The organism is Kitasatospora sp. NPDC004289 (genome assembly GCF_053602875.1).
The window spans coordinates 95347-113755 of the sequence record NZ_JBSGEL010000015.1 but is presented as its reverse complement, the minus strand read 5'-3'; the positions used below and the strand labels follow the sequence as shown (position 1 = coordinate 113755).

14 protein-coding genes are annotated in these 18409 nt (G+C 72.7%); 5 read left to right on the top strand and 9 right to left on the bottom strand.

The window, feature by feature from the left end; genetic code table 11:
- Positions 1-19 precede the first annotated feature (19 nt).
- The gene (locus tag ACWEPF_RS12930) at positions 20-787 is read left to right on the top strand and encodes an alpha/beta fold hydrolase (RefSeq protein WP_452172590.1); all 768 of its coding nucleotides are present in this window, start codon (positions 20-22) and stop codon (positions 785-787) included.
- A gap of 266 nt (positions 788-1053) precedes the next feature.
- Here ACWEPF_RS12930 and ACWEPF_RS12925 read toward each other — a convergent pair whose 3' ends face one another.
- From ACWEPF_RS12925 to mce, 3 genes are all read right to left on the bottom strand, one after another.
- Complete coding sequence (locus tag ACWEPF_RS12925; RefSeq protein WP_345290136.1) at positions 1054-1983, bottom strand: coiled-coil domain-containing protein; 930 nt, start codon at positions 1981-1983, stop codon at positions 1054-1056.
- A gap of 106 nt (positions 1984-2089) precedes the next feature.
- The gene (locus tag ACWEPF_RS12920; RefSeq protein ID WP_452172589.1) at positions 2090-6619 is read right to left on the bottom strand and encodes a hypothetical protein; all 4530 of its coding nucleotides are present in this window, start codon (positions 6617-6619) and stop codon (positions 2090-2092) included.
- Positions 6620-7060: 441 nt separating this feature from the next.
- Complete coding sequence (mce, locus tag ACWEPF_RS12915) at positions 7061-7504, bottom strand: methylmalonyl-CoA epimerase (protein WP_345290138.1); 444 nt, start codon at positions 7502-7504, stop codon at positions 7061-7063.
- Between the two features lie 251 nt (positions 7505-7755).
- Between mce and ACWEPF_RS12910 the strand changes: the two genes are divergently transcribed.
- Both ACWEPF_RS12910 and meaB read left to right on the top strand, forming a co-directional pair.
- On the top strand, positions 7756-8946 hold the full coding sequence (locus ACWEPF_RS12910; protein WP_452172588.1) for an acetyl-CoA C-acetyltransferase: 1191 nt from the start codon (positions 7756-7758) through the stop codon (positions 8944-8946).
- Between the two features lie 219 nt (positions 8947-9165).
- Positions 9166-10122, top strand: coding sequence for a methylmalonyl Co-A mutase-associated GTPase MeaB (meaB, locus tag ACWEPF_RS12905; protein WP_345290141.1), 957 nt, complete (start codon positions 9166-9168; stop codon positions 10120-10122).
- 57 nt (positions 10123-10179) lie between these two features.
- On the opposite strand, the gene ACWEPF_RS12900 is transcribed toward meaB, so the two are convergent.
- The 4 genes from ACWEPF_RS12900 to ACWEPF_RS12885 all read right to left on the bottom strand — a co-directional run bounded on the left by ACWEPF_RS12900 (position 10180) and on the right by ACWEPF_RS12885 (position 13012).
- The gene (locus ACWEPF_RS12900) at positions 10180-10698 is read right to left on the bottom strand and encodes a MarR family winged helix-turn-helix transcriptional regulator (protein ID WP_345290142.1); all 519 of its coding nucleotides are present in this window, start codon (positions 10696-10698) and stop codon (positions 10180-10182) included.
- Between the two features lie 51 nt (positions 10699-10749).
- Entirely contained in the window at positions 10750-11571 is an 822-nt protein-coding gene (locus ACWEPF_RS12895) for an AIM24 family protein (protein WP_452172605.1), read from the bottom strand.
- A 149-nt stretch (positions 11572-11720) separates the two neighbouring features.
- On the bottom strand, positions 11721-12371 hold the full coding sequence (locus ACWEPF_RS12890) for an AIM24 family protein (protein WP_345290143.1): 651 nt from the start codon (positions 12369-12371) through the stop codon (positions 11721-11723).
- The gene (locus tag ACWEPF_RS12885) at positions 12371-13012 is read right to left on the bottom strand and encodes an AIM24 family protein (protein ID WP_345290144.1); all 642 of its coding nucleotides are present in this window, start codon (positions 13010-13012) and stop codon (positions 12371-12373) included. The genes ACWEPF_RS12890 and ACWEPF_RS12885 overlap by 1 nt, the downstream gene beginning before the upstream one ends.
- A 170-nt stretch (positions 13013-13182) precedes the next feature.
- On the opposite strand from ACWEPF_RS12885, the gene ACWEPF_RS12880 reads away from it, so the two are divergent.
- Entirely contained in the window at positions 13183-13506 is a 324-nt protein-coding gene (locus ACWEPF_RS12880) for a DUF3817 domain-containing protein (protein ID WP_345290145.1), read from the top strand.
- A 90-nt stretch (positions 13507-13596) separates the two neighbouring features.
- Here ACWEPF_RS12880 and ACWEPF_RS12875 read toward each other — a convergent pair whose 3' ends face one another.
- Complete coding sequence (locus tag ACWEPF_RS12875) at positions 13597-15243, bottom strand: M4 family metallopeptidase (RefSeq protein WP_452172587.1); 1647 nt, start codon at positions 15241-15243, stop codon at positions 13597-13599.
- A gap of 538 nt (positions 15244-15781) precedes the next feature.
- Positions 15782-17416, bottom strand: a complete 1635-nt coding sequence (locus tag ACWEPF_RS12870) for a M4 family metallopeptidase (protein WP_452172604.1) — start codon at positions 17414-17416, stop codon at positions 15782-15784.
- Positions 17417-17861: 445 nt separating this feature from the next.
- Here ACWEPF_RS12870 and ACWEPF_RS12865 point away from each other — a divergent pair, with 445 nt between their 5' ends.
- Entirely contained in the window at positions 17862-18368 is a 507-nt protein-coding gene (locus ACWEPF_RS12865; RefSeq protein WP_345290148.1) for a MarR family transcriptional regulator, read from the top strand.
- Positions 18369-18409: the final 41 nt, after the last annotated feature.

The following is an 18409-nucleotide window of genomic DNA, read 5'->3' as shown; positions in this document are numbered from 1 at the left end:
CCGCCATACGGTGGGCACCATGACTCTCCCCGCTCACGGCACCCACGGCGTCGGTACGCCGCTGGTGCTCCTGCACGCCTTCCCGCTCTCGGCCCGGATGTGGCAGGCCCAGCTCGCCCCGCTCGCCGACGTCGCCACCCTGATCACCCCCGACCAGCGCGGCTTCGGCGCCACTCCCGTCGGCGACGCGCCGCCCTCGCTCGACACCGTGGCCGACGACCTGGTGGAGCTGCTGGACGAACTGGGCCTGGAGCAGGCGGTGTTCGGCGGCCTCTCGATGGGCGGCTACGTCGCGATGGCGCTGGCCCGCCGCCACCCCGAGCGGATCGCCGGACTGCTGCTGGCCGACACCAAGGCGACGGTGGACACCCCCGCCGCCAAGGCCAACCGGGAGCGGATCGCGGGGGCCGTGCTGGCCCGGGACAGCGTGGCACTGCTGGCCGAGGAGAAGATCGAGGACGGGCTGCTCGGGCCCGGCACGGACCCCGAACTCACCTCCCACGTACGGGAGATGATCGCCGCCGCCTCGCCCGCCGGAGTGGCCTGGGCCCAGCGGGCGATGGCCGCCCGGCCCGAGTCGCTGGCCGCCCTCCGGGCCCTGGACGTGCCGGCGGCGGTGGTGGTCGGCGAGCACGACGCCCTCACCCCGCTGGCCGAGGCCCGCCTCATCGCGGAGGCCCTCCCCGACGCCGAACTCACCGTCATCCCGGGCGTCGGCCACCTGAGCTCCCTGGAGGCCCCCGAGAGCTTCAACGCCGCCGCCCGGGCCCTCCTCCGCCGCTGCTGACCCGACAGGCCGTCAGAAGGCCGCCCACGGGGCGCGAGGACGTAGGTGGTGATGCCGGGGGCGCGGGGAACTGCGCGCGGGGGAACGGCAGCACGGGCAACTGGCTCGCCTGCCCCGACCTAGCGGTGGTCCGCCTTCCGTACTCGCGCAGTTCCTCGCGCCCCTGGGGCCTTCGGCCCCGAGGCGCTGCCCTGCCGGGCGTCGCCGCGCATGCCAAAGGGCCCGCACGACCTCCCCGGAGGGGGTGTGCGGGCCCTGAGGGTGGGTCAGCGGGACTGCTGGGCCGGGACGCCGAGGGAGTCGTCGGTCGGCAGCGAGGCGGCCGCGACGGCGGCACCCGTGAGGGTGGCGAGCATCTCGCGGACGTTGGTGAGCTGGGCGTTGATCGAGTCGCGGCGGTTGGTGAGGGCCGCGAGCTCGCGCTCGGATTCGCTGCGGATGCGGTCGGCCTTGGCGTTCGCGTCGGCGACGATGTCCTCGGACTGGCGCTGGGCCGTCTCGACGGTCTGGCGGGCGCGGCGCTCGGCGTCGGTGCGGAGCTTCTCGGCCTCCAGGCGGAGCTGCTCGGCGCGGTGCTCGATCTCGGCGAGGCGCTTCTCGGCCTTGGCCTGACGGGCCGCCAGGTCACGCTCGGACTGCTCGCGGCGCTTGGCCAGGTTGGTCTCGAACTCGAGGGCGGCCTGGGCGGCCTTGGTGCGGGTCTCCTCGAAGAGGGCGTCCGCCTCCTCGCGCTTGTTCTGAGCGTCCTTGTTGGCCTCGGCGCGCAGCTGGGCGCTGTCGCTCTTCGCCTTGTCGACGATCCGCAGACCCTCGTCCTCGGCCTTGGCCTTGCGGTCCTTGGCGTAGTTCTCCGCCTCGGTGCGGACCTGCTGAGCGGCGGCCTCGGCCAGCTCGCGGTGCTGCTCGGCGGCGCGGTGCGCCTCGTCGCGCAGGTCCTTGGCCTCCTCCTCGGCGAGGCGGAGGATCTTCTCGACCCGGGCACCCAGGCCGGCGTACGAGGGCTCCTGCTCGGAGACCGCGGCCTGCGCGCTCTGGGTCTCCAGGTGGAGCTCCTCGATGCGCTTCTCCAGCGCGCCGATCCTGGTCAGGGCGGAGTCGCGGTCGGCCACCAGCTTGGTGATCCGCTCGTCGACCTGGGCACGCTCGTACCCACGGCGCACCAGGTCGAAGCCGTGAGGGGAGTGACTGTCGCTCATGGGGTTCTGGGCTTCCTGTCGTTAACCGCTGAGGTGGTTGAGGGAATCCTGACACGTTATCGGAGTGTCTACGGCGAAACGCCGTTGTTCCACGGACAATGTCCGCTCAATCGGGTGGTGCGCTGCCGGTGCGATTGCCCCCCGAACGGGGAGAACCGACACCGGCACCGGCCTTCGCCGCCCCGTCCTTCTTGCCACTGCTTCCCCCGTTGGTCTGGGCGACCGGTGACGGCGCCTCGAAGGCCTCCAACGCGGACAGGACGTCCTGCACCCGAGAGATCTCGGTGTTGATGTCCTTGCGCCGGCGGACCAGTTCGTCCAACTCCCGGCGGCCCTCGTCGGTCACGCGCTGCGCCTCGGCCTTCGCCTCGGCCAGCATCCGCTCGGCCTCCTCGGCCGCCAGCGCGAGCTGCTCCTCGGCGGTCTCGTCGGCGCGCTTCAGCCGCTTCTCGGCCTGGTCGGAGGCGGCCTCCAGCTGCTGCTCGGCCTCCTCCTGAGCGGCCGTCAGCTTCTGCTCCGCCTCCTCCTCGGCGGCGGCCAGCGCGGCCTCCGCGTCGGTGCGCAGCCTGTCGGCCCGCTCGGTGGAGGCGGCGAGCTTCTGCTCGGCCTCCTTGAGCAGGCCCTCCGCCTTGCGGACGGCGGAGATGCGCACCTTGCCGGCCTCGGCGGAGGCCTCCGAGGTGAGCTCGGCGGCCTTCTCCTCGGCGTCGGCGACCAGCTTCGCCGCCTTCTCCTCGGCCTCGGCGACGGCCGTGGTGGCCTGCTCCTCGGCCTCGGTGAGCTGTTCCTGAGCCGCCGTCACCAGCGCGTCCACCCGCTCGCCGGCCGACTTCATGGCCTGCGCGTTCTCCTTGCGGGCCCGCTCGTGCAGGGCCTCGATCTCGGAGTCGGTGCGCTCGCGCAGCTCCTCGGCGCGCTCGCGGATGCCGGTGGCGTCCCGGCGGGCCTCGGAGAGCAGCGCGTCCGCGTCGGCGCGGGCGCGCTCCACCTCGGCCTGGCCGGCCGCCTCGCCGGCCGCGGTGAGCCGCTCGGCCTCCTTGCGGGCGGCCGCGACCATCGCGTCGGCCTGCTCCTCGGCGGCGGCGGTGGTGGCCAGGGCGGTGGCCTGGGCGTCCTCGCCGAGCGACTCGGCGTCCGCGAAGGCCTTCTCCAGCACGGACTTGGCCTGATCGCGGGTGGCCCGGTCGAACTGCTCGGCGGCCTCGCGGGTCTCCGCGTCGTAGGCGTCGGCCCGGCCGCGGGTGGCGGACTCGTAGTCGTCGGCCAGGGTGCGGGTGGCGAGGGCGTACTCCTCGGCCTCGGCCCGCAGCGCGGCCGCGAAGTCCTCCGCCTCGGCGACGGCCGCGGCGCCCCGCTGCTCGGCCTCCGCCGTGGTCCGGCGGGCCTCCTCCTCGGCCTCGGCCCTGGTCCGCTCGCCGAACTCCAGCGCGTCCTGGCGCTCGGCGCGGGCCTCGGCGCGCAGCTGCTCGTCGTAGGCCTCGGCCTCGGCCCGGTCCCGGGCGATGGTGTCGGCGGTGCGCTCGCGGTCGGCGGCGAGCTCGGCGGCGATCCGCTCGCGCAGCGCGGCGGTCTCCTCCTCCGCGTCGGAGCGCAGCGCGGCCACCTCGGCCTCGACGGCGGCGCGCAGCGCCTGCGTCTCGGTGGCGGCCAGCTCGCGCTGCTCGGCGGTCTCCAGCTCGGCCAGCTCGCGGGTGTCGGCGGCCTCCCGCTCGGCGGCCGCGCGCAGTTCGGCGATCTGCTGGGAGGCGGCTTCGTGCAGTCCGGCCACGGACTGCCGGACCTCGGCGGCCTCGTCCTCGGCGGCCGAGACCAGCCCGGCGGCCTCCTTCTCGGCGTTGGAGCGGAGCTCGGCCAGCTCGGTGGTGGCCAGGGCCCGCAGCACGCCGACCTCGGTGACGGCGGCGGCCGCCTCCTCCTGGGCCTGCGCCAACTCCCGGGCACCCTCGGCCCGCAGCTCCTCGGCCTCCCGCCCGGCGGCGGCCAACTGCTCGGCCACCTCGGCGGCGGTGCGCTCGCGGAGCTCGGTGGTCTCGGTGCCGGCCTCGGTGCGCAGCGCGGCCACCTCGGCCTCGACCGCGGCGCGCAGGGCGTCGGTCTCGGCGGTGGTGCGCTCGCGCAGGGCGTCGGTCTCGGCGGCCGTGCGCTCGGTGAGTTCGGTGGTCTCCCTGGCGGTGCGCTCGGTGAGCTCGGCGCTCTCCCGGGCGGTGCGCTCGCGCAGCTCGGTGGTCTCCGCCTCGGCGGTGGTCCGGAGTTCGGCGGTCTCGGCGGCGGTTCGCGTGGTGAGCTCGTCCGCTTCGAGCGCGGCGGCCTCCCGGTCGGCCCGGGCGGCGGCCAGCAGTTCGGCGGTCTCGGTCTGCTCGCGGTCCAGCGCGGTCTGCGCCTGGGCCCGCTCGCGGCGGCTCTCCTCGCGCAGCGCCTCGGCCTCGGTCTCGGCCTCGCCGCGGCGGCGGACCGCCCAGGTCTCGGCCTCGGCGCGGTGGCCGTCGGCCCAGTCGGAGGCCTCGGTGCGGGCGGCCTCGGCGGCGGCCCTGGTCTCGGCAGCCAGCGCCTCGGCCGCGGCCTGCGCCTCGGCCCGCACCCGCTGGTCGAACTCGACGGCCTCGCGCCGGAGTTCGGCGGTCTCCCGCTCCGCGGCGGAACGGTTCTCGGCGGCCGCCGCCTTGGCTGCGGCCAGTGCGTCCTGGCCGCGCTGCTCGGCGGTGGCGGTGACCTTGCGGGCCTCCTCGCGGGCCCGGGTCAGGGTCTGCTCGGCCCGGCCCTGGGTCTCGGCGGCCCGCTCCTCGGCCTCGGCCCGCAGCCGCTCCAGCTCGGCGGCGGCCCCGGCCCGCAGCTCGTCCGCGTCGGCCTTGGCCTTGGTGAGCAGCTCCTCGGCGGTCTTCGCGGACTCCTCGATCCGGAGCACCGCCTGGCGCCGGGCCTCGCCCTCGACCCGCTCCGCCTCGGTGGTGGCCCGGGCGTGCAGCTCCTCGGCCTCGGCGCGCAGCCGCTCGGCCTCCTGGTGCGCCCGGGTGAGCTGCTCGCGGATCGCGGCGGCGTCCTCCTGGGCGGCGTTCTGCGCCTGTTCGACGGCGGCCTGAGCCTCCGTCAGCAGCTGGTCGGCCTCCTCGGCCGCCTCGGTGCGCAGCCGCTCCGCCTCGGCGGTGCCGGCCGCGACGGCTTCGGCCGCCTCCCGGGCGGCCCGGGCGACGGACTCCTCGGCCTGCTTGGCGGCCTTGGCCAGGTGCAGGGCCGCGTCCTTGGCGCCCTCCGCCCGGCCGGCCTCGCGGGCCTCCTCGTGCAGCCGGGCGACGGCGGCCTCGGCCTCGGCGCGCTGCTCCGCGACGGCCCGCTCGGCCTCGGCGCGCTGCTCGGCGATGGCCGCCTCGGCCTCGGAGCGCAGCTCGTTCGCGACCGACTCGGCGGCGCCGCGCAGCCGCTCGCCCTCCTCGGCGGCGGCGGCCCGGGCGGCCTCGGCCTCGGCCTTGACGGTGGCGGCCTCGGCCTTGATCCGGTCGGTCTCCTTGGTGGCGGTGGCCACCATCCGGGCGATCTCGGCCTTGGCGGTCTGCGAGCGCTGGTCGGAGGCGGCCTCGCCGTCGGCGACCAGCCGCTGGACGGCGGCCTCCGCCTCGGCCAGCTGCTGCTCGGCGGCGGCCTCGGCCTGCGCCCGCAGCTCGGCGGTCTCCTGGCGGGAGCGCTCGGCCTCGGCCAGCACCTCGGCCCGCAGCCGCTCTATCTCGGCCTGGGCGGTGCCCAGCGCCTCGGTGGCGCGTTGCTGGTCCTCGGCGGCCTTCAGCTTGAGCTGGCTGATCTCGGCCTGGGCCTCGTCCAGCCGCTGCTCGGCGGCGGCCTGGGCCTCGGCCAGCCCCCGCTCGGCGGCGGCCCGGGCCTCCACGAGCCGCTGTTCGGCGGCGGCCTGGGCGCCGGCCAGCTGCTGCTGGGCCTCGCCCGCCACCGCCTCGGCCTGGGCGTTGGCCTGCTGGGCCTGCTCGGAGGCGGCCCGGAGCAGGCGCTCGGCGTCGTTCTGGGCGCGCAGCAGGGCGGCCTCGGCGGCGGCCTGGGCCTCGCCGCGGGCGGCGTCCACGTCGGCGGCGGTCTGCGCGCGGGCCTGGTCGGCCAGCGCCTCGGCCTCGGCCCGGGCGGCGGCGACCAGCCGGTCGCACTCGGCGCGGGCGTCCTGGAGCAGGCGCTGGGCCTCCTGCTCGGTGCCGGAGCGGGTCTGCTCGGCCCAGGCGACGTTCTCGTTGACGTGCCGTTCGGCGCTGTGCCGGAGCTCGGCGAGCTCCTCCTCCAGCTGGCGGCGGCGGGCGTTGTACTCCGCCTCGATGCGGGCGGTGCGCTCGGCCGCCTCGGCCATCAGCCGCTGGGTGGCCTGCTGGGACTCGTGCAGCTGGCGCTCGGCCTCGGCACGGAGCTGCTGGGCCTGCATCTCGGCGTTGCGGAGCATCTGCTCGGCCTGGCCGGAGACGGAGTCGAAGGCGCGCGGCTGGGCGAGCTGCCGACGGGATTCGTGCAGCTTGGCCCGGAGCACCTCGACCTGGTAGGCGAGGTCCTCGGCATGCTGGACGGTCTTGTCCCGCTCCTTGCGAGCCCGATCCAACTCGGCCTCGAACTGGGAGAGGTGATCGTCAGCCTCGTAGCGGTCGTAGCCCCGCACTCCGCGGTCCCATCCATCTCCTGGTCGCGTCCTCGACCCGGCCCTCGCGACCCCCGTGGCGGGGTCGTTCCGGCTGGTCCTTGCAGCCGTGGCGGGTGCCACGGTCGGAGCCCGGGGGCGTCCGGCGCGCGGTCGTTCCGCGCTCCGCCGTCCGGGTGGACTCCTGAGCGAACTCTTGCCTGTGGAGAATGGTGACAGATCCGAACTGCGACCGTGTCGTCGCGCCCGGTTGGTGGACTCCCCTTGAGCCGGGACCAGCCTCGGCTGCCCCCGTCATCGGCCGTGCCCGCAGGACCGGTCCTCCCCGGAGCTCCGCGCACCCGGGCATTGTAGTGGGACGGCCTGCGGAGGGAATGGCCCCGGTGCGCTTTTCGGAGGTTACCGACGGGTCGCCACCTGGTGGACGGTGCGGGGCCGTACGGGCACGACCCCGCCCCGGGCTCAGTGGGCCTCGTGCGCGCCGCCCTCGGCGGAGGTGACCAGCTCGGTCAGCACGCCGCCGCAGTCCTTGGGGTGCAGGAAGGTGATCCGGGAGCCCATCGAGCCGATCCGCGGCTCCTCGTAGAGCACCCGGACGCCCTTGGCCTTGATGTCGGCCGCGTCGCCGTCCACGTCGGCGGTGCCGAAGGCGATGTGGTGCACGCCCTCGCCGTTCTTCGCGAGCCACTTGGCGACGGTGGAGTCCTCGCGGGTCGGTTCCAGCAGCTGGAGGTAGGACGCGCCGCCGTCCGAGGTGTCGTTGATCTTGAGCATGGCCTCGCGGACGCCCTGCTCCTCGTTGACCTCGCTGTGGAAGACCTCGAAGCCGTAGGTGGCGCGGTAGAACTCGACCGTCTTGTCGAGGTCGAAGCAGGCGATCCCGATGTGGTCGATGCGGGTCAGCACGGCTGGCCTCCGGGGGAGAGAGTGAGGGGTTTGGAAGGTGGGTACCAGTGCAGCGCACCGAGTTGACGCAGCGCCAGCACGTCACGTGCGAGCCTGCTCACAATTCACCGGCCCGTGCTGACACAGTGTTGACCGATGGGTGACACGTGCCGCTGATCACACCTCGGCTCCGGTGACGCCCGGGTTACGGCTCAGTACATTGAGGCGGCATCCCCACACCCTCATGCCTGACGCGCGAAGGGGCTCGTCTCATGACTACTTCAGTGATCGTCGCCGGTGCCCGGACCCCCATGGGACGGCTGCTCGGTTCGCTCAAGGGCTTCTCCGGCGCCGATCTCGGCGGCTTCGCGATCAAGGCCGCGGTGGAGCGTGCGGGCCTGACCCCGGACCAGGTCCAGTACGTGATCATGGGCCAGGTGCTCCAGGCCGGCGCCGGCCAGATCCCGGCCCGCCAGGCCGCCGTCAAGGCCGGCATCCCGATGAACGTCCCGGCGCTGACCGTCAACAAGGTCTGCCTCTCCGGCCTGGACGCCATCGCGCTGGCCGACCAGCTGATCCGCGCGGGCGAGTTCGACATCGTGGTGGCCGGCGGCCAGGAGTCCATGACCAACGCCCCGCACCTGCTCCCGAAGTCCCGCGAGGGCTTCAAGTACGGCGCGATCGAGATGCTCGACTCGATGGCCCACGACGGCCTGACCGACGCCTACGAGTCCATCCCGATGGGCGAGTCCACCGAGAAGCACAACACCCGTCTGGGCATCGAGCGCGAGGTCCAGGACCGGCTCTCCGCGCAGTCCCACCAGCGCGCCGCCGCCGCCCAGAAGAACGGCGTCTTCGAGGCCGAGATCGTCCCGGTCGAGATCCCGCAGCGCAAGGGCGACCCGGTGCTGTTCTCCCAGGACGAGGGCATCCGCGCGGACACCACCGTCGAGGGCCTCGCCAAGCTCCGCCCGGCCTTCACCAGGGACGGCACCATCACGGCCGGCTCCGCCTCGCAGATCTCCGACGGCGCCGCCGCGGTGATCGTGATGAGCAAGGCCAAGGCCGAGGAGCTGGGCCTGAGCTGGATCGCCGAGATCGGCGCCCACGGCAACGTCGCGGGCCCGGACAACTCGCTGCAGTCGCAGCCGTCCAACGCGATCAACCACGCCCTGTCCAAGGAGGGCATCGGCGTCGAGGACCTCGACCTGATCGAGATCAACGAGGCCTTCGCCGCCGTCGCGTACCAGTCGATGCTGGACCTCGGCGTCTCCGAGGACAAGGTCAACGTCAACGGCGGCGCGATCGCGCTGGGCCACCCGATCGGGATGTCCGGCGCCCGGCTGGTGCTGCACCTGGCGCTGGAGCTCCAGCGCCGCGGCGGCGGCACCGGCGCGGCCGCCCTCTGCGGCGGCGGCGGCCAGGGCGACGCCCTGATCGTCCGGGTGCCGCAGCAGGGCTGAGCGTACGTGGTCATGCCGGGGGCGCGGGGCCCTGCCGATCTGCGGCTCCGCCGCGGGGCGCGCAGGGGAACGGCAGCACGTGCAACTGGCTGATGGAGCCTCAGTTGCAGGTGAGCCGCCTTCCGACTCGCGCCCCGCGGCGGAGCCGCACATCGGCAGAGCCTCGCGCCCCCGGGTCGCCGCCCTTCCGCACCACCCACTTTTCCGAGGAGCACGTGCATGGTCGACGTTGCGGCGCTGGTCGAGCAGGCCCGGGAGGGCCGGCCGCGGGCCGTGGCGCGGTTGATCTCCCTGGTGGAGAACGCCGCGCCGCAGCTGCGCGAGGCGATGGCGGCCCTGGCGCCGTACACCGGGCGGGCGTACACGGTGGGGCTGACCGGGTCGCCGGGGGTGGGGAAGTCGACCTCCACCTCGGCGCTGGTGACGGCGTACCGCAAGCTCGGCAAGCGGGTCGGCGTGCTCGCGGTGGACCCGTCCTCGCCGTTCTCCGGCGGGGCGCTGCTGGGCGACCGGGTGCGGATGCAGGACCACGCGACCGACCCGGACGTGTTCATCCGCTCGATGGCCACCCGGGGGCACCTGGGCGGGCTCTCCTGGGCCGCTCCGCAGGCGCTGCGGGTGCTGGACGGGGCGGGCTGCGAGGTGATCCTGGTGGAGACCGTCGGGGTCGGGCAGTCCGAGGTGGAGATCGCCGCGCAGGCGGACACCTCGGTGGTGCTGCTGGCCCCGGGGATGGGCGACGGGATCCAGGCGGCCAAGGCCGGGATCCTGGAGATCGGTGACGTCTTCGTGGTGAACAAGGCCGACCGGGACGGCGCGGACGCCACCGCCCGGGAGCTGAACCACATGCTGGGCCTGGGCGAGGCCCGGGCGGCGGGGGACTGGCGGCCGCCGATCGTGAAGACCGTGGCGGCCCGCGGCGAGGGCATCGACGAGGTGGTCGAGGCGCTGGAGAAGCATCGCGCCTGGCTGGCGGAGAGCGGTGAGCTGACGGTCCGCCGGCGGCGCCGCGCTGCGGACGAGGTCGAGGCGATCGCGCTGTCCGCGCTGCGGGCGAGGATCGGCGACCTGCGCGGGGACCGGCACCTGTCCGCACTGGCGGAGCGCGTGGCGGCCGGCGAGCTGGATCCGTACGGTGCGGCCGACGAGCTGGTCGCCGGGCTCACCGAGGCCTGAGAAGCGCGTCGGCCGGACACCCGGGGGGTGTCCGGCCGACGGTGTGTCAGGCGCCGGTCAGCTGCGGCCCTTGAGGCCGCGCAGGTGCTCCGCGACCGGGGCGAGGGCGGCGAACAGGGCGTCGATCTGCTCCGGGGTGAAGCGGTCGATGAAGTGGTGCCGGACGGAGCGCACGTGGTCGGGGGCGACCTTGCGCAGGATGTCCCAGCCGTGCTCGGTGAGGTGGGCGAAGAGGCCGCGCCGGTCGCCCGGACACTCCTGACGGAGCACCAGGCCGGCCGACTCCATCCGGGTGATCTGGTGCGAGAGCCGGCTCTTGGACTGCAGCGTGGCGGTGGCCAGGTCGGTCATCCGCATCCGCCGGTCGGGGGATTCGGAGAGCACGACCAGGATCTCGTAGTCGTTGTTGGCCAGCCCGTGGGGCTGCAGTTCGCGGCCGAGCTGGTACTCGAGCAGGTGGCTGACCTCCAGGTGGGCGCGCCAGAACTGCTGCTCCTTGGCGGTGAGCCAGGGGGTCTCCTCCTCCGCCACCGGCGGGGAGGAGACCTCTGCGGGGGTGTCGGTAGAGGCGTCCATGGCAGACAGCATACCGAGATAGTTCAAAGTTCTACAATCGTACGGCGGGCCCTAGAGTCCGAACCGCCGCCCGAGATCGCCCAGGTTGCCCAGCCCCGGGACGTTGATGTTGGGCAGCTGCTGCCCGCCGTGCCCCGCCTGGTGGGGTACACCGTACCCGCCGCCGGGGACGCCGGCCTCGGCGTGCACCACGCCGACCGAGCGCTCGGCCATCAGGGTCTCGCTGGACTGGATCAGCACCGTTCCGGCCCCGATGAACTCGAACTGGTGCTCCTCGCCGGAGGCGCCGCCGATCCCGGTCAGCTGGCGCAGCCCGCCGAGCAGGCCGCTCATGTAGCCGTGGTCGTAGTGGTGGCAGGGGGCCGGGCAGTCGGCCCAGCCGACCAGCGCCTGCGGGTCCACCTTGATCGGCGGCTCGACGAAGTGCACCGGGCCGTTGGAGGCGGCCACGAACTTGCCGGTGCCGATCAGGGTGAGGAAGCCCGGGATGATCGACTGCTTGAGCTGGAGGGTCGGCTCGAAGGCCAGCAGGTTCCCCGAACGGACCGTCAGGTTGCCGTTCTCCAGGTCGTAGGAGTTCAGGTCGAAGGCGCGGTCGGCGAGCAGCAGCTTGCCCCGGCCCTCGGCCACCACCCAGTCGGAGGCGTGCAGCGGGGAGTTGAAGTTGCGCCCCAGTGCGCGGTCGATCGAGCCGTGGCCCACACCCGTGAAGCGGACGTCGCCGTAGTAGGCGATCATCTTCCCCTTCTGCAGGTAGTAGGGGCCGTTCAGCTCGACCGCGAAGCAGTACGGGTTGACGTTGTCGTTCACCGGCAGGCTGTGCACGTCGTGCACCGGCGGCGGCTCCGGCATGCCCTGGCCGGGCTGCGGCATGTGCTGGGTGGGCGCCTGCGGCGGGTACCCGGGCTGCTGCTGGGGGTAGCCCGGCTGCTGCCCGTACGGCTGCTGGGGCGGCGGCGGGTAGCCCGGCTGCTGGCCGTAGGGCTGCTGCGGGGGGTACGGCTGCTGCGGCGGGTAGGACATCAGAGCTTCTCCTCGCTCGCCTGGACGTACACCACACCGTGGCCCGAGAGCTCCAGCTGGAACGCCTCGCCGGAGCCGCGGCCCACCATGTCGCGCCACCCCAGCGAGGTGGACAGCTTGTTCTGCACCTGGCCGCGGTGCGCCACGTAGGCCTGCGGGTCCACGTGCACCGGCTGGCCCGGCTGGATCTGCAGCTCGACGAAGCCGCCGTGCGCCATCACCGCGACCGAACCCTGGCCGCTGAGCTGGGTGGTGAACAGGCCCTGGCCGCTCATCTGGCCGCGCACCATGCCCATCACCCCGCCCTGCGAGCCGAGGAAGACGGTGGACTGCTGGAGCGTGCCGTCGAAGGCGAGCAGCCGGTCGGCCTCCACCAGCAGGGTGTCGCCGGTGAGTTCGATGATCTGGATGTGGTGGCCGCCGTGGCCGAAGAGCACCGAGCCCTGGCCCTCGACGTTCATCAGCGGGGTGTCCTCGTTCGCCACCCGGCGACCGATCATGCCCATCACACCGCCCTGACCGCCCATCACGTTGGGGGTGAAGGAGACCTCGCCGGTGTAGGCGATCATCGAGCCGCGCTGGCTGAGGATGCGCTGGCCGGGGAAGACCTTGGCCTCGATCAGCTTGGAGTTGACCTTGGTGAACGGCATCAGACGTCGCCCCCGATGGTGAGCCGCTCGGAGGGCTGGACGTAGACCAGGCCCTCGCCGTTGAACTCGACCTGCACGGCCTCGCCGCCGCCCTCGCCGATCAGGTTGGCGGTCCAGCCGCCGCCCGACTTCAGCGCCCGGTTGAGGTTCCCGGTGTGCGCGATGTACGCGCCCGGGTCCACCCGCAGCGGCAGCCCCTGGGAGACCCGCAGGATGACCGCCGGGCCCTTCGAGGTGACGGCCGCCCAGCCGTGGCCCTCCACCTTGGTGGTGAACAGGCCGGTGCCGGAGGCCATCCCGTTGAGGCCGGTGAAGCTGGTGCCGGTGCTGAGGCTCGCCTCGGTGCAGAGGAGGTTGTCCGCCTCCACGTAGAGGGTCTCGCCGTTCAGCCGGACGAGGTTGATCTCGGTGGCCCGGTCGGCGAAGTAGCAGGTGCCCTGCCCCTTCACCTCCATGACCTCCATCTGTTCGCCCGTCAGCCGGCGGGTGACCATGCCGCGCAGGCCGTCACCACCGCCACTGAGCTTCTTGAAGTTCATCTGTCCGGTGTACGCGACCATGCAACCGTTGCGGGCCTTGACCGAGTCGCCCGCCAGGTCGACGGCGAGCACTTTGGAGCCCTGGAGTCGAAACTGTGCCACGCGCTGAAGATAGCGGTCCGGTTCGCGCCGGGGGAGGGGCCCCGGGGCCACTGGTACAGATCCGGTACACGAGGGCCCCGCCGTCCGGGTGAAGGTAAAGGGCGGGTCATAATGGCGGGGCCGGTTTGTGCGCCGGTTCACAAGCCCGCCGACGTTACGAGGTACCCACCGTGAAGAGCAGTGCCGTCCACCGCCTGCGCCTGGTCTCCGCCCCCGAGGGCCTGTCCTTCATCCTGCTGTTGATCTGTTCGCTGCTGAAGCGGACGACCGACTTCAACGCGGTGCCCGTGATGGGCATGGTGCACGGCGTGCTCTTCGTCCTCTACGTGGTCTTCCTGGCCCTGGCCTGGCAGAAGCAGCGCTGGGACGCCAAGCGCGGCATCGTGCTGTTCGTCCTCTCGGTGCTGCCCTTCGGCGGCTTCGCGGCCGAGCGGATGCTGGCCAAGGAGGAGCGCGGCGAGTACCCGGCCGCCGGGCAGCCCGCCGCGGCCTGACCGCCCGGAACGACACGAAGGCCCGGTCCTCCCCTCCGGAGGGACCGGGCCTTCGCGCGTTCAGGCGGTACTAGCGGTGCTGACGGGACGTCACTTGACGTTGACGCCGGTCCAGGCGGCCGCCACCGCGTTGTACTCGGCGCTGCCGGTGCCGTAGAGGTCCGCCGCCGCCTTGAGGGTGCCGGTGCGGGCGCCCGCGTAGTTGGTGGTGGAGGTCCAGTACACGGTCAGCGCGCGGTACCAGATGGCCGCGGCCTTGGTCCGGCCGATGCCGGTCAGGGTCGAGCCGTTGGCGGTCGGGCTGTTGTAGCTGACGCCGTTGACGGTCTTGGCGCCGCTGCCCTCGGAGAGCAGGTAGAAGAAGTGGTTGGCCACGCCCGAGGAGTAGTGGACGTCCAGGTTGCCGACGCCGGAGGACCAGTAGTCGGCCGAGCCGCCGTCCTTGGAGGGCTTGTCCATGTAACGGAGCGGGGTGCCGTCACCGTTGATGTTGATCAGCTCGCCGATCAGGTAGTCGCCCTTGTCGGCGGCGATGTTCGCGGTGAACTCGACCATGGTGCCGAAGATGTCCGAGGTGGCCTCGTTCAGGCCGCCGGACTCGCCCGCGTAGTTGAGGCCCGCGGTGTTGGAGGTGACGCCGTGGGTCATCTCGTGGCCGGCCACGTCCAGCTCGGTGAGCGGGTGGGTGTTGGAGGCGCCGTCGCCGTAGGTCATGCAGAAGCAGCCGTCGTCCCAGAACGCGTTGACGTAGTTGCGGCCGTAGTGCACGCGGCTGTAGGCGCCGACGCCGTCGTTGCGGATGCCGAGGCGGCCGAAGGAGTTCTTGTAGTAGTCCCAGGTGGCCGCGGCGCCGAACTGGGCGTCCACGGCGGCGGACTGGGCGCTGGAGACGGTGCCGGTGCCCCAGACGTTGTCCGCGTCGGTCAGCAGGGTGCCGTTGCCCGAGGTCTTGTTGTTGAGCGTGGTGGTGTACATGTTGCCGCGGCTCGGGTCCTTCAGCTGGTACGTCGAGCCGGTGTAGTTGGTGGTCAGGGAGACCGAGCCGACGAAGACGCCCTTGCCCGAGCCGGTGGCCGCGGCGGCCAGGTACTGCTCGTGGGTGGAGAGCACCTCGCCGGTGGCGGCGTCGGTGACCAGCTTCTGCGCGGACGGGATGTCGTTCTCGCGCACGCCCTCGACCACGGTCTCGTAGGCGAGGCGCGGGGTGCCCGAGGTGGCCCAGACGATCAGCTTGGCGGCGGAGGTGCCGGTGACCTGCTTGATCGGGGCCTCGTCCTTGTCCACCGTCAGGCCGACGGTGGCCTGCACGGCGCCCTTGGCCTGCTTGGCGGCGTTGTCCGCCGGCACGGCCGGGGTCAGGCTGGGCAGCGCGATGGCGGCCTCGGTGGCCTTGTCCACGGAGAGGACCTTGCCCTTGGCGCTCAGGTGGGCGACCAGGTCGCCACCGAGCACCGACAGGCCGGCGTAGGTGCGCTCGAAGCGCAGGTGCCGGGCACCGTCGGCGTCCACCACGGCGTCCTTGGCGACCAGGGCCTCGTCCTTGCCCAGGCCGAGGGCCTTGGCGACGGCCGGCGCGTACGACTGGGCCAGCGCCTTGAGCTCGGCGCGCTGGGCGGTGACGGCGCCCTTGCTGCTCGCCGGGACGGGGGCGGCCTGCGCGACGGCGCTGACCTGGATGGCACTGGCGAGGATCACCGAGGCGGAGAGAGCGGCTCCGACAGTCAGCGTGCGCTTCATGTGCGGGTTCCTTCCGAAGTTCAACCGCGTGTGCGCGGTCGCACCTCGCTCCGGGGCGCCGGGGTTGGCGGCCTGTGGGGCGGAACGGGTGCTGACGTGCTGCTCCGTGCGGTCACGCGGCACGGCCGGATGTGGTGGGGCGGCCGTGCCGTACGGGGCTGGCGAGAAGCATGACTAATGCAGGTGCTGAAATGACAGGTCTCAGTCGAGAGTTGGCCAGCACCCGCCAGTTCCGCACGCTCCGTGATGGCCGGATCGACGCCCTGACATGGCGGACATGTCGGTCAAATCAGGGCAGCGGTACGGAGTTTCGACCCGAACGGAAGCTGAACGGCCGTCGAAATCCGGCAACTGTCCAGACCAATCCCCGTGTTGCGGACACATTGCGGGTAATCGGGACTCTGGTACGTACCAGAAGTGCCAGTGGCGGGACTTCGCCACCACCGGCGTCTTGTCGCTTTGACGGTGTACCTGCTAGACGCCGGACGGCCGGCCCCCCGGAGAGGGGGCCGGCCGTCGGAGTGCCGTTGAGGGAGCGTCAGTTGACGCCCACCGCCGACCAGGCGGCGGCGACGGTCTTGTACTCGGTGCTGCTGGCCCCGTAGAGCGAGGAGGCCGCGCTCAGGGTCGCGGTGCGGGCGCCCTTGTAGTTGGTGGTGGAGGTCATGTAAGTGGTCAGCGCCTTGTACCAGATCGCGGCGGCCTTGGTCCGGCCGATGCCGACGATGGTGGAGCCGTTGGAGGTCGGGCTGTTGTAGCTGACGCCGTTGATCACCTTGGCGCCGCTGCCCTCGGCCAGCAGGAAGAAGAAGTGGTTGGCGACGCCCGAGGAGTAGTGGACGTCGATCGAGCCGATGCCCGAGTACCAGGTGTCCTTGGACTTGCCGTCCTGGGAGGGCTTGTCCATGTAGCGCAGCGGCTTGCCGTTGCCGAAGATGTTGATCTTCTCGCCGATCAGGTAGTCACCCGGGTCGACGGACAGGCCCGCGGACCACTCGACCATGGTGCCGAAGATGTCCGAGGTGGCCTCGTTCAGGCCGCCGGACTCGCCGGAGTACACCAGGCCAGCCGTGTTGGAGGTGACGCCGTGGGTCATCTCGTGGCCGGAGACGTCGAGGGCGGTCAGCGGGTTGGTGTTGTTGGTGCCGTCGCCGTAGGTCATGCAGAAGCAGCTGTCGCTCCAGAACGCGTTGACGTACGCGTTGCCGTAGTGCACCCGGCTCAGCGCGCCGACGCCGTCGTTGCGGATGCCGAGGCGGTTGAAGCTGTTCTTGTAGTAGTCCCAGGTGGCCACCGCGCCGTACTGGGCGTCCACGGCGGCGGACTGCGTGTTGGAGGCCAGCCCGTTGCCCCAGACGTTGTCGGCGTCGGTGAACAGGGTGCCGTTGCCCGAGGTGCCGCCGGCCAGGCCGGAGGTCCGGGTGTTGCCCCGGGTCGGGTCCTTCAACTCGTAGGTGGAGCCGGTGTAGTTGGTGGTCAGGGTGACCGAGCCGACGTGCACGCCCTTGCCCGAGCCGGTGGCGGCGGCCGCCACGTACTGCTCGTGGGTGGAGAGCACCTCGCCGGTGGCGGCGTCGGTGATCAGCAGCTGGGCGGAGGGGATGCCGCCCTCGCGCACGCCCTCGACCACGGTCTCGTAGGCGAGGCGCGGGGCACCGGAGACGGCCCAGACCGTCAGCTTGGCGGCGGAGGTGCCGGTGACCGACTTCAGCGGGGCCTCGTCCGCGTCGATGGTCTGGCCGACGGTGGCCTGCACGGCGCCCTTGGCCTGCTTGGCGGCGCTGTCGGCCGCGACGGCCGGGGTCAGGCTGGGCAGCGCGATGGCCGATTCGGTGGCCTTGTCCACGGAGACGACCTTGCCCTTGGCGCTCAGGTGGGCGACCAGGTCACCGCCGTGCACGGCGAGGCCGGCGTAGGTCCGGTCGAAGCGCAGGTGCTTGCTGCCGTCGGCCTCCAGCACGGCGTCCTTGGCGACCAGCGCCTCCGAGGAGCCGAGGCCCAGCGCCTTGGCCACCACGGGGGCGTACGACTGGGCCAGTGCCTTGAGTTCGGCGCGCTGGAGGGTCGAACCCTTGCTGCTCACGGAGACCGGCGCGGCCTGGGCGACGGCGCTGACCTGGATGGCACTGGCGAGGATCGCGGTGGCGGAGAGAGCGGCGCCGACCGTCAGCATTCGCTTCACGTACGGGTTCCTTCCGTGGGGGCCGACCGCGGTCGCGGTCGCGGGCGGCACCGGCCATGAGGGTGGGGTGGCGGCGCCGTACGGGATGGCCAGAAGCATGACAATCCATCAGGTGAAATGACAGGTCTTCGCCGGGTATTGGCCGGGTCCCGCCAGTGCGCCCCCGCCGTGCGGTGGCCGGATCGCGGCGCCGGACACAAGGGGCATAGCGGGACGGAACCTCCGTGCTCGCGGGCAGAGCCGCGACGCGGCCCGCCGTCGGGCCGTGAGAACCAGCAACTCCCGTTCCCCTGACGGTAGTTGCTCACCGTAGCGATCGGCTGCACGCTCGGTGGCGGTCCGGCCGCCCCGCTGGCGGGACCCCGCCAGGTGTGACCCCTGTCCACCATCGTGGACAGCCGCTACCCGAGGGCCGACTCGCGGGTACGGTGGGGCGATGCCCAAGCCGCTAGCTCTCGACTTCGACCCGATCGCCCGCGCCGAGGCGCACTGGACCGACCGGTGGGGCGGTGCGCCCGCGATGCCGGCGATCACCTCGGTGATGCGGGCCCACCAGATCCTGCTCGGCCGGGTGGACGCGGTGGTCAAGCCGTACGGGCTGACCTTCGCCCGGTACGAGGCACTGGTGCTGCTGACCTTCAGCCGGACCGGCGAGCTCTCGCTCTCCAAGATCGGCGAGCGGCTGATGGTCCATCCGACCAGCGTGACCAACACCGTGGACCGGCTGGAGCGGGCCGGTCTGGTGGCCCGGCGCCCCAATCCGCTGGACGGCCGCGGCGTGCTGGCCTCGATCACCGACCGGGGCCGCGAGGTGGTCGAGCAGGCCACCCGGGAGCTGATGGCGATGGACTTCGGCCTGGAGGGCTACAGCGAGGAGCAGTGCCGGAAGATCTTCGAGGTGCTGCTCCCGCTGCGGGTCGCGGCCGGCGACTTCCAGGGCTGAGCGCCCGGGCCGACCCCCGCGGATCGGTGCCCGTGAGGGCG

Bases quoted from the DNA above. Each gene is read 5' to 3' on its own strand.
- ACWEPF_RS12930 (WP_452172590.1), top strand. From the start codon at position 20: ATGACTCTCCCCGCTCACGGCACCCACGGCGTCGGTACGCCGCTGGTG.
- ACWEPF_RS12875 (WP_452172587.1), bottom strand. From the start codon at position 15,243: ATGAAGCGCACGCTGACTGTCGGAGCCGCTCTCTCCGCCTCGGTGATC.
- ACWEPF_RS12895 (WP_452172605.1), bottom strand. From the start codon at position 11,571: ATGCCGCAGCCCGGCCAGGGCATGCCGGAGCCGCCGCCGGTGCACGAC.
- ACWEPF_RS12870 (WP_452172604.1), bottom strand. From the start codon at position 17,416: ATGCTGACGGTCGGCGCCGCTCTCTCCGCCACCGCGATCCTCGCCAGT.
- ACWEPF_RS12890 (WP_345290143.1), bottom strand. From the start codon at position 12,371: ATGCCGTTCACCAAGGTCAACTCCAAGCTGATCGAGGCCAAGGTCTTC.
- meaB (WP_345290141.1), top strand. From the start codon at position 9,166: ATGGTCGACGTTGCGGCGCTGGTCGAGCAGGCCCGGGAGGGCCGGCCG.
- ACWEPF_RS12910 (WP_452172588.1), top strand. From the start codon at position 7,756: ATGACTACTTCAGTGATCGTCGCCGGTGCCCGGACCCCCATGGGACGG.
- ACWEPF_RS12865 (WP_345290148.1), top strand. From the start codon at position 17,862: ATGCCCAAGCCGCTAGCTCTCGACTTCGACCCGATCGCCCGCGCCGAG.
- ACWEPF_RS12925 (WP_345290136.1), bottom strand. From the start codon at position 1,983: ATGAGCGACAGTCACTCCCCTCACGGCTTCGACCTGGTGCGCCGTGGG.
- ACWEPF_RS12900 (WP_345290142.1), bottom strand. From the start codon at position 10,698: ATGGACGCCTCTACCGACACCCCCGCAGAGGTCTCCTCCCCGCCGGTG.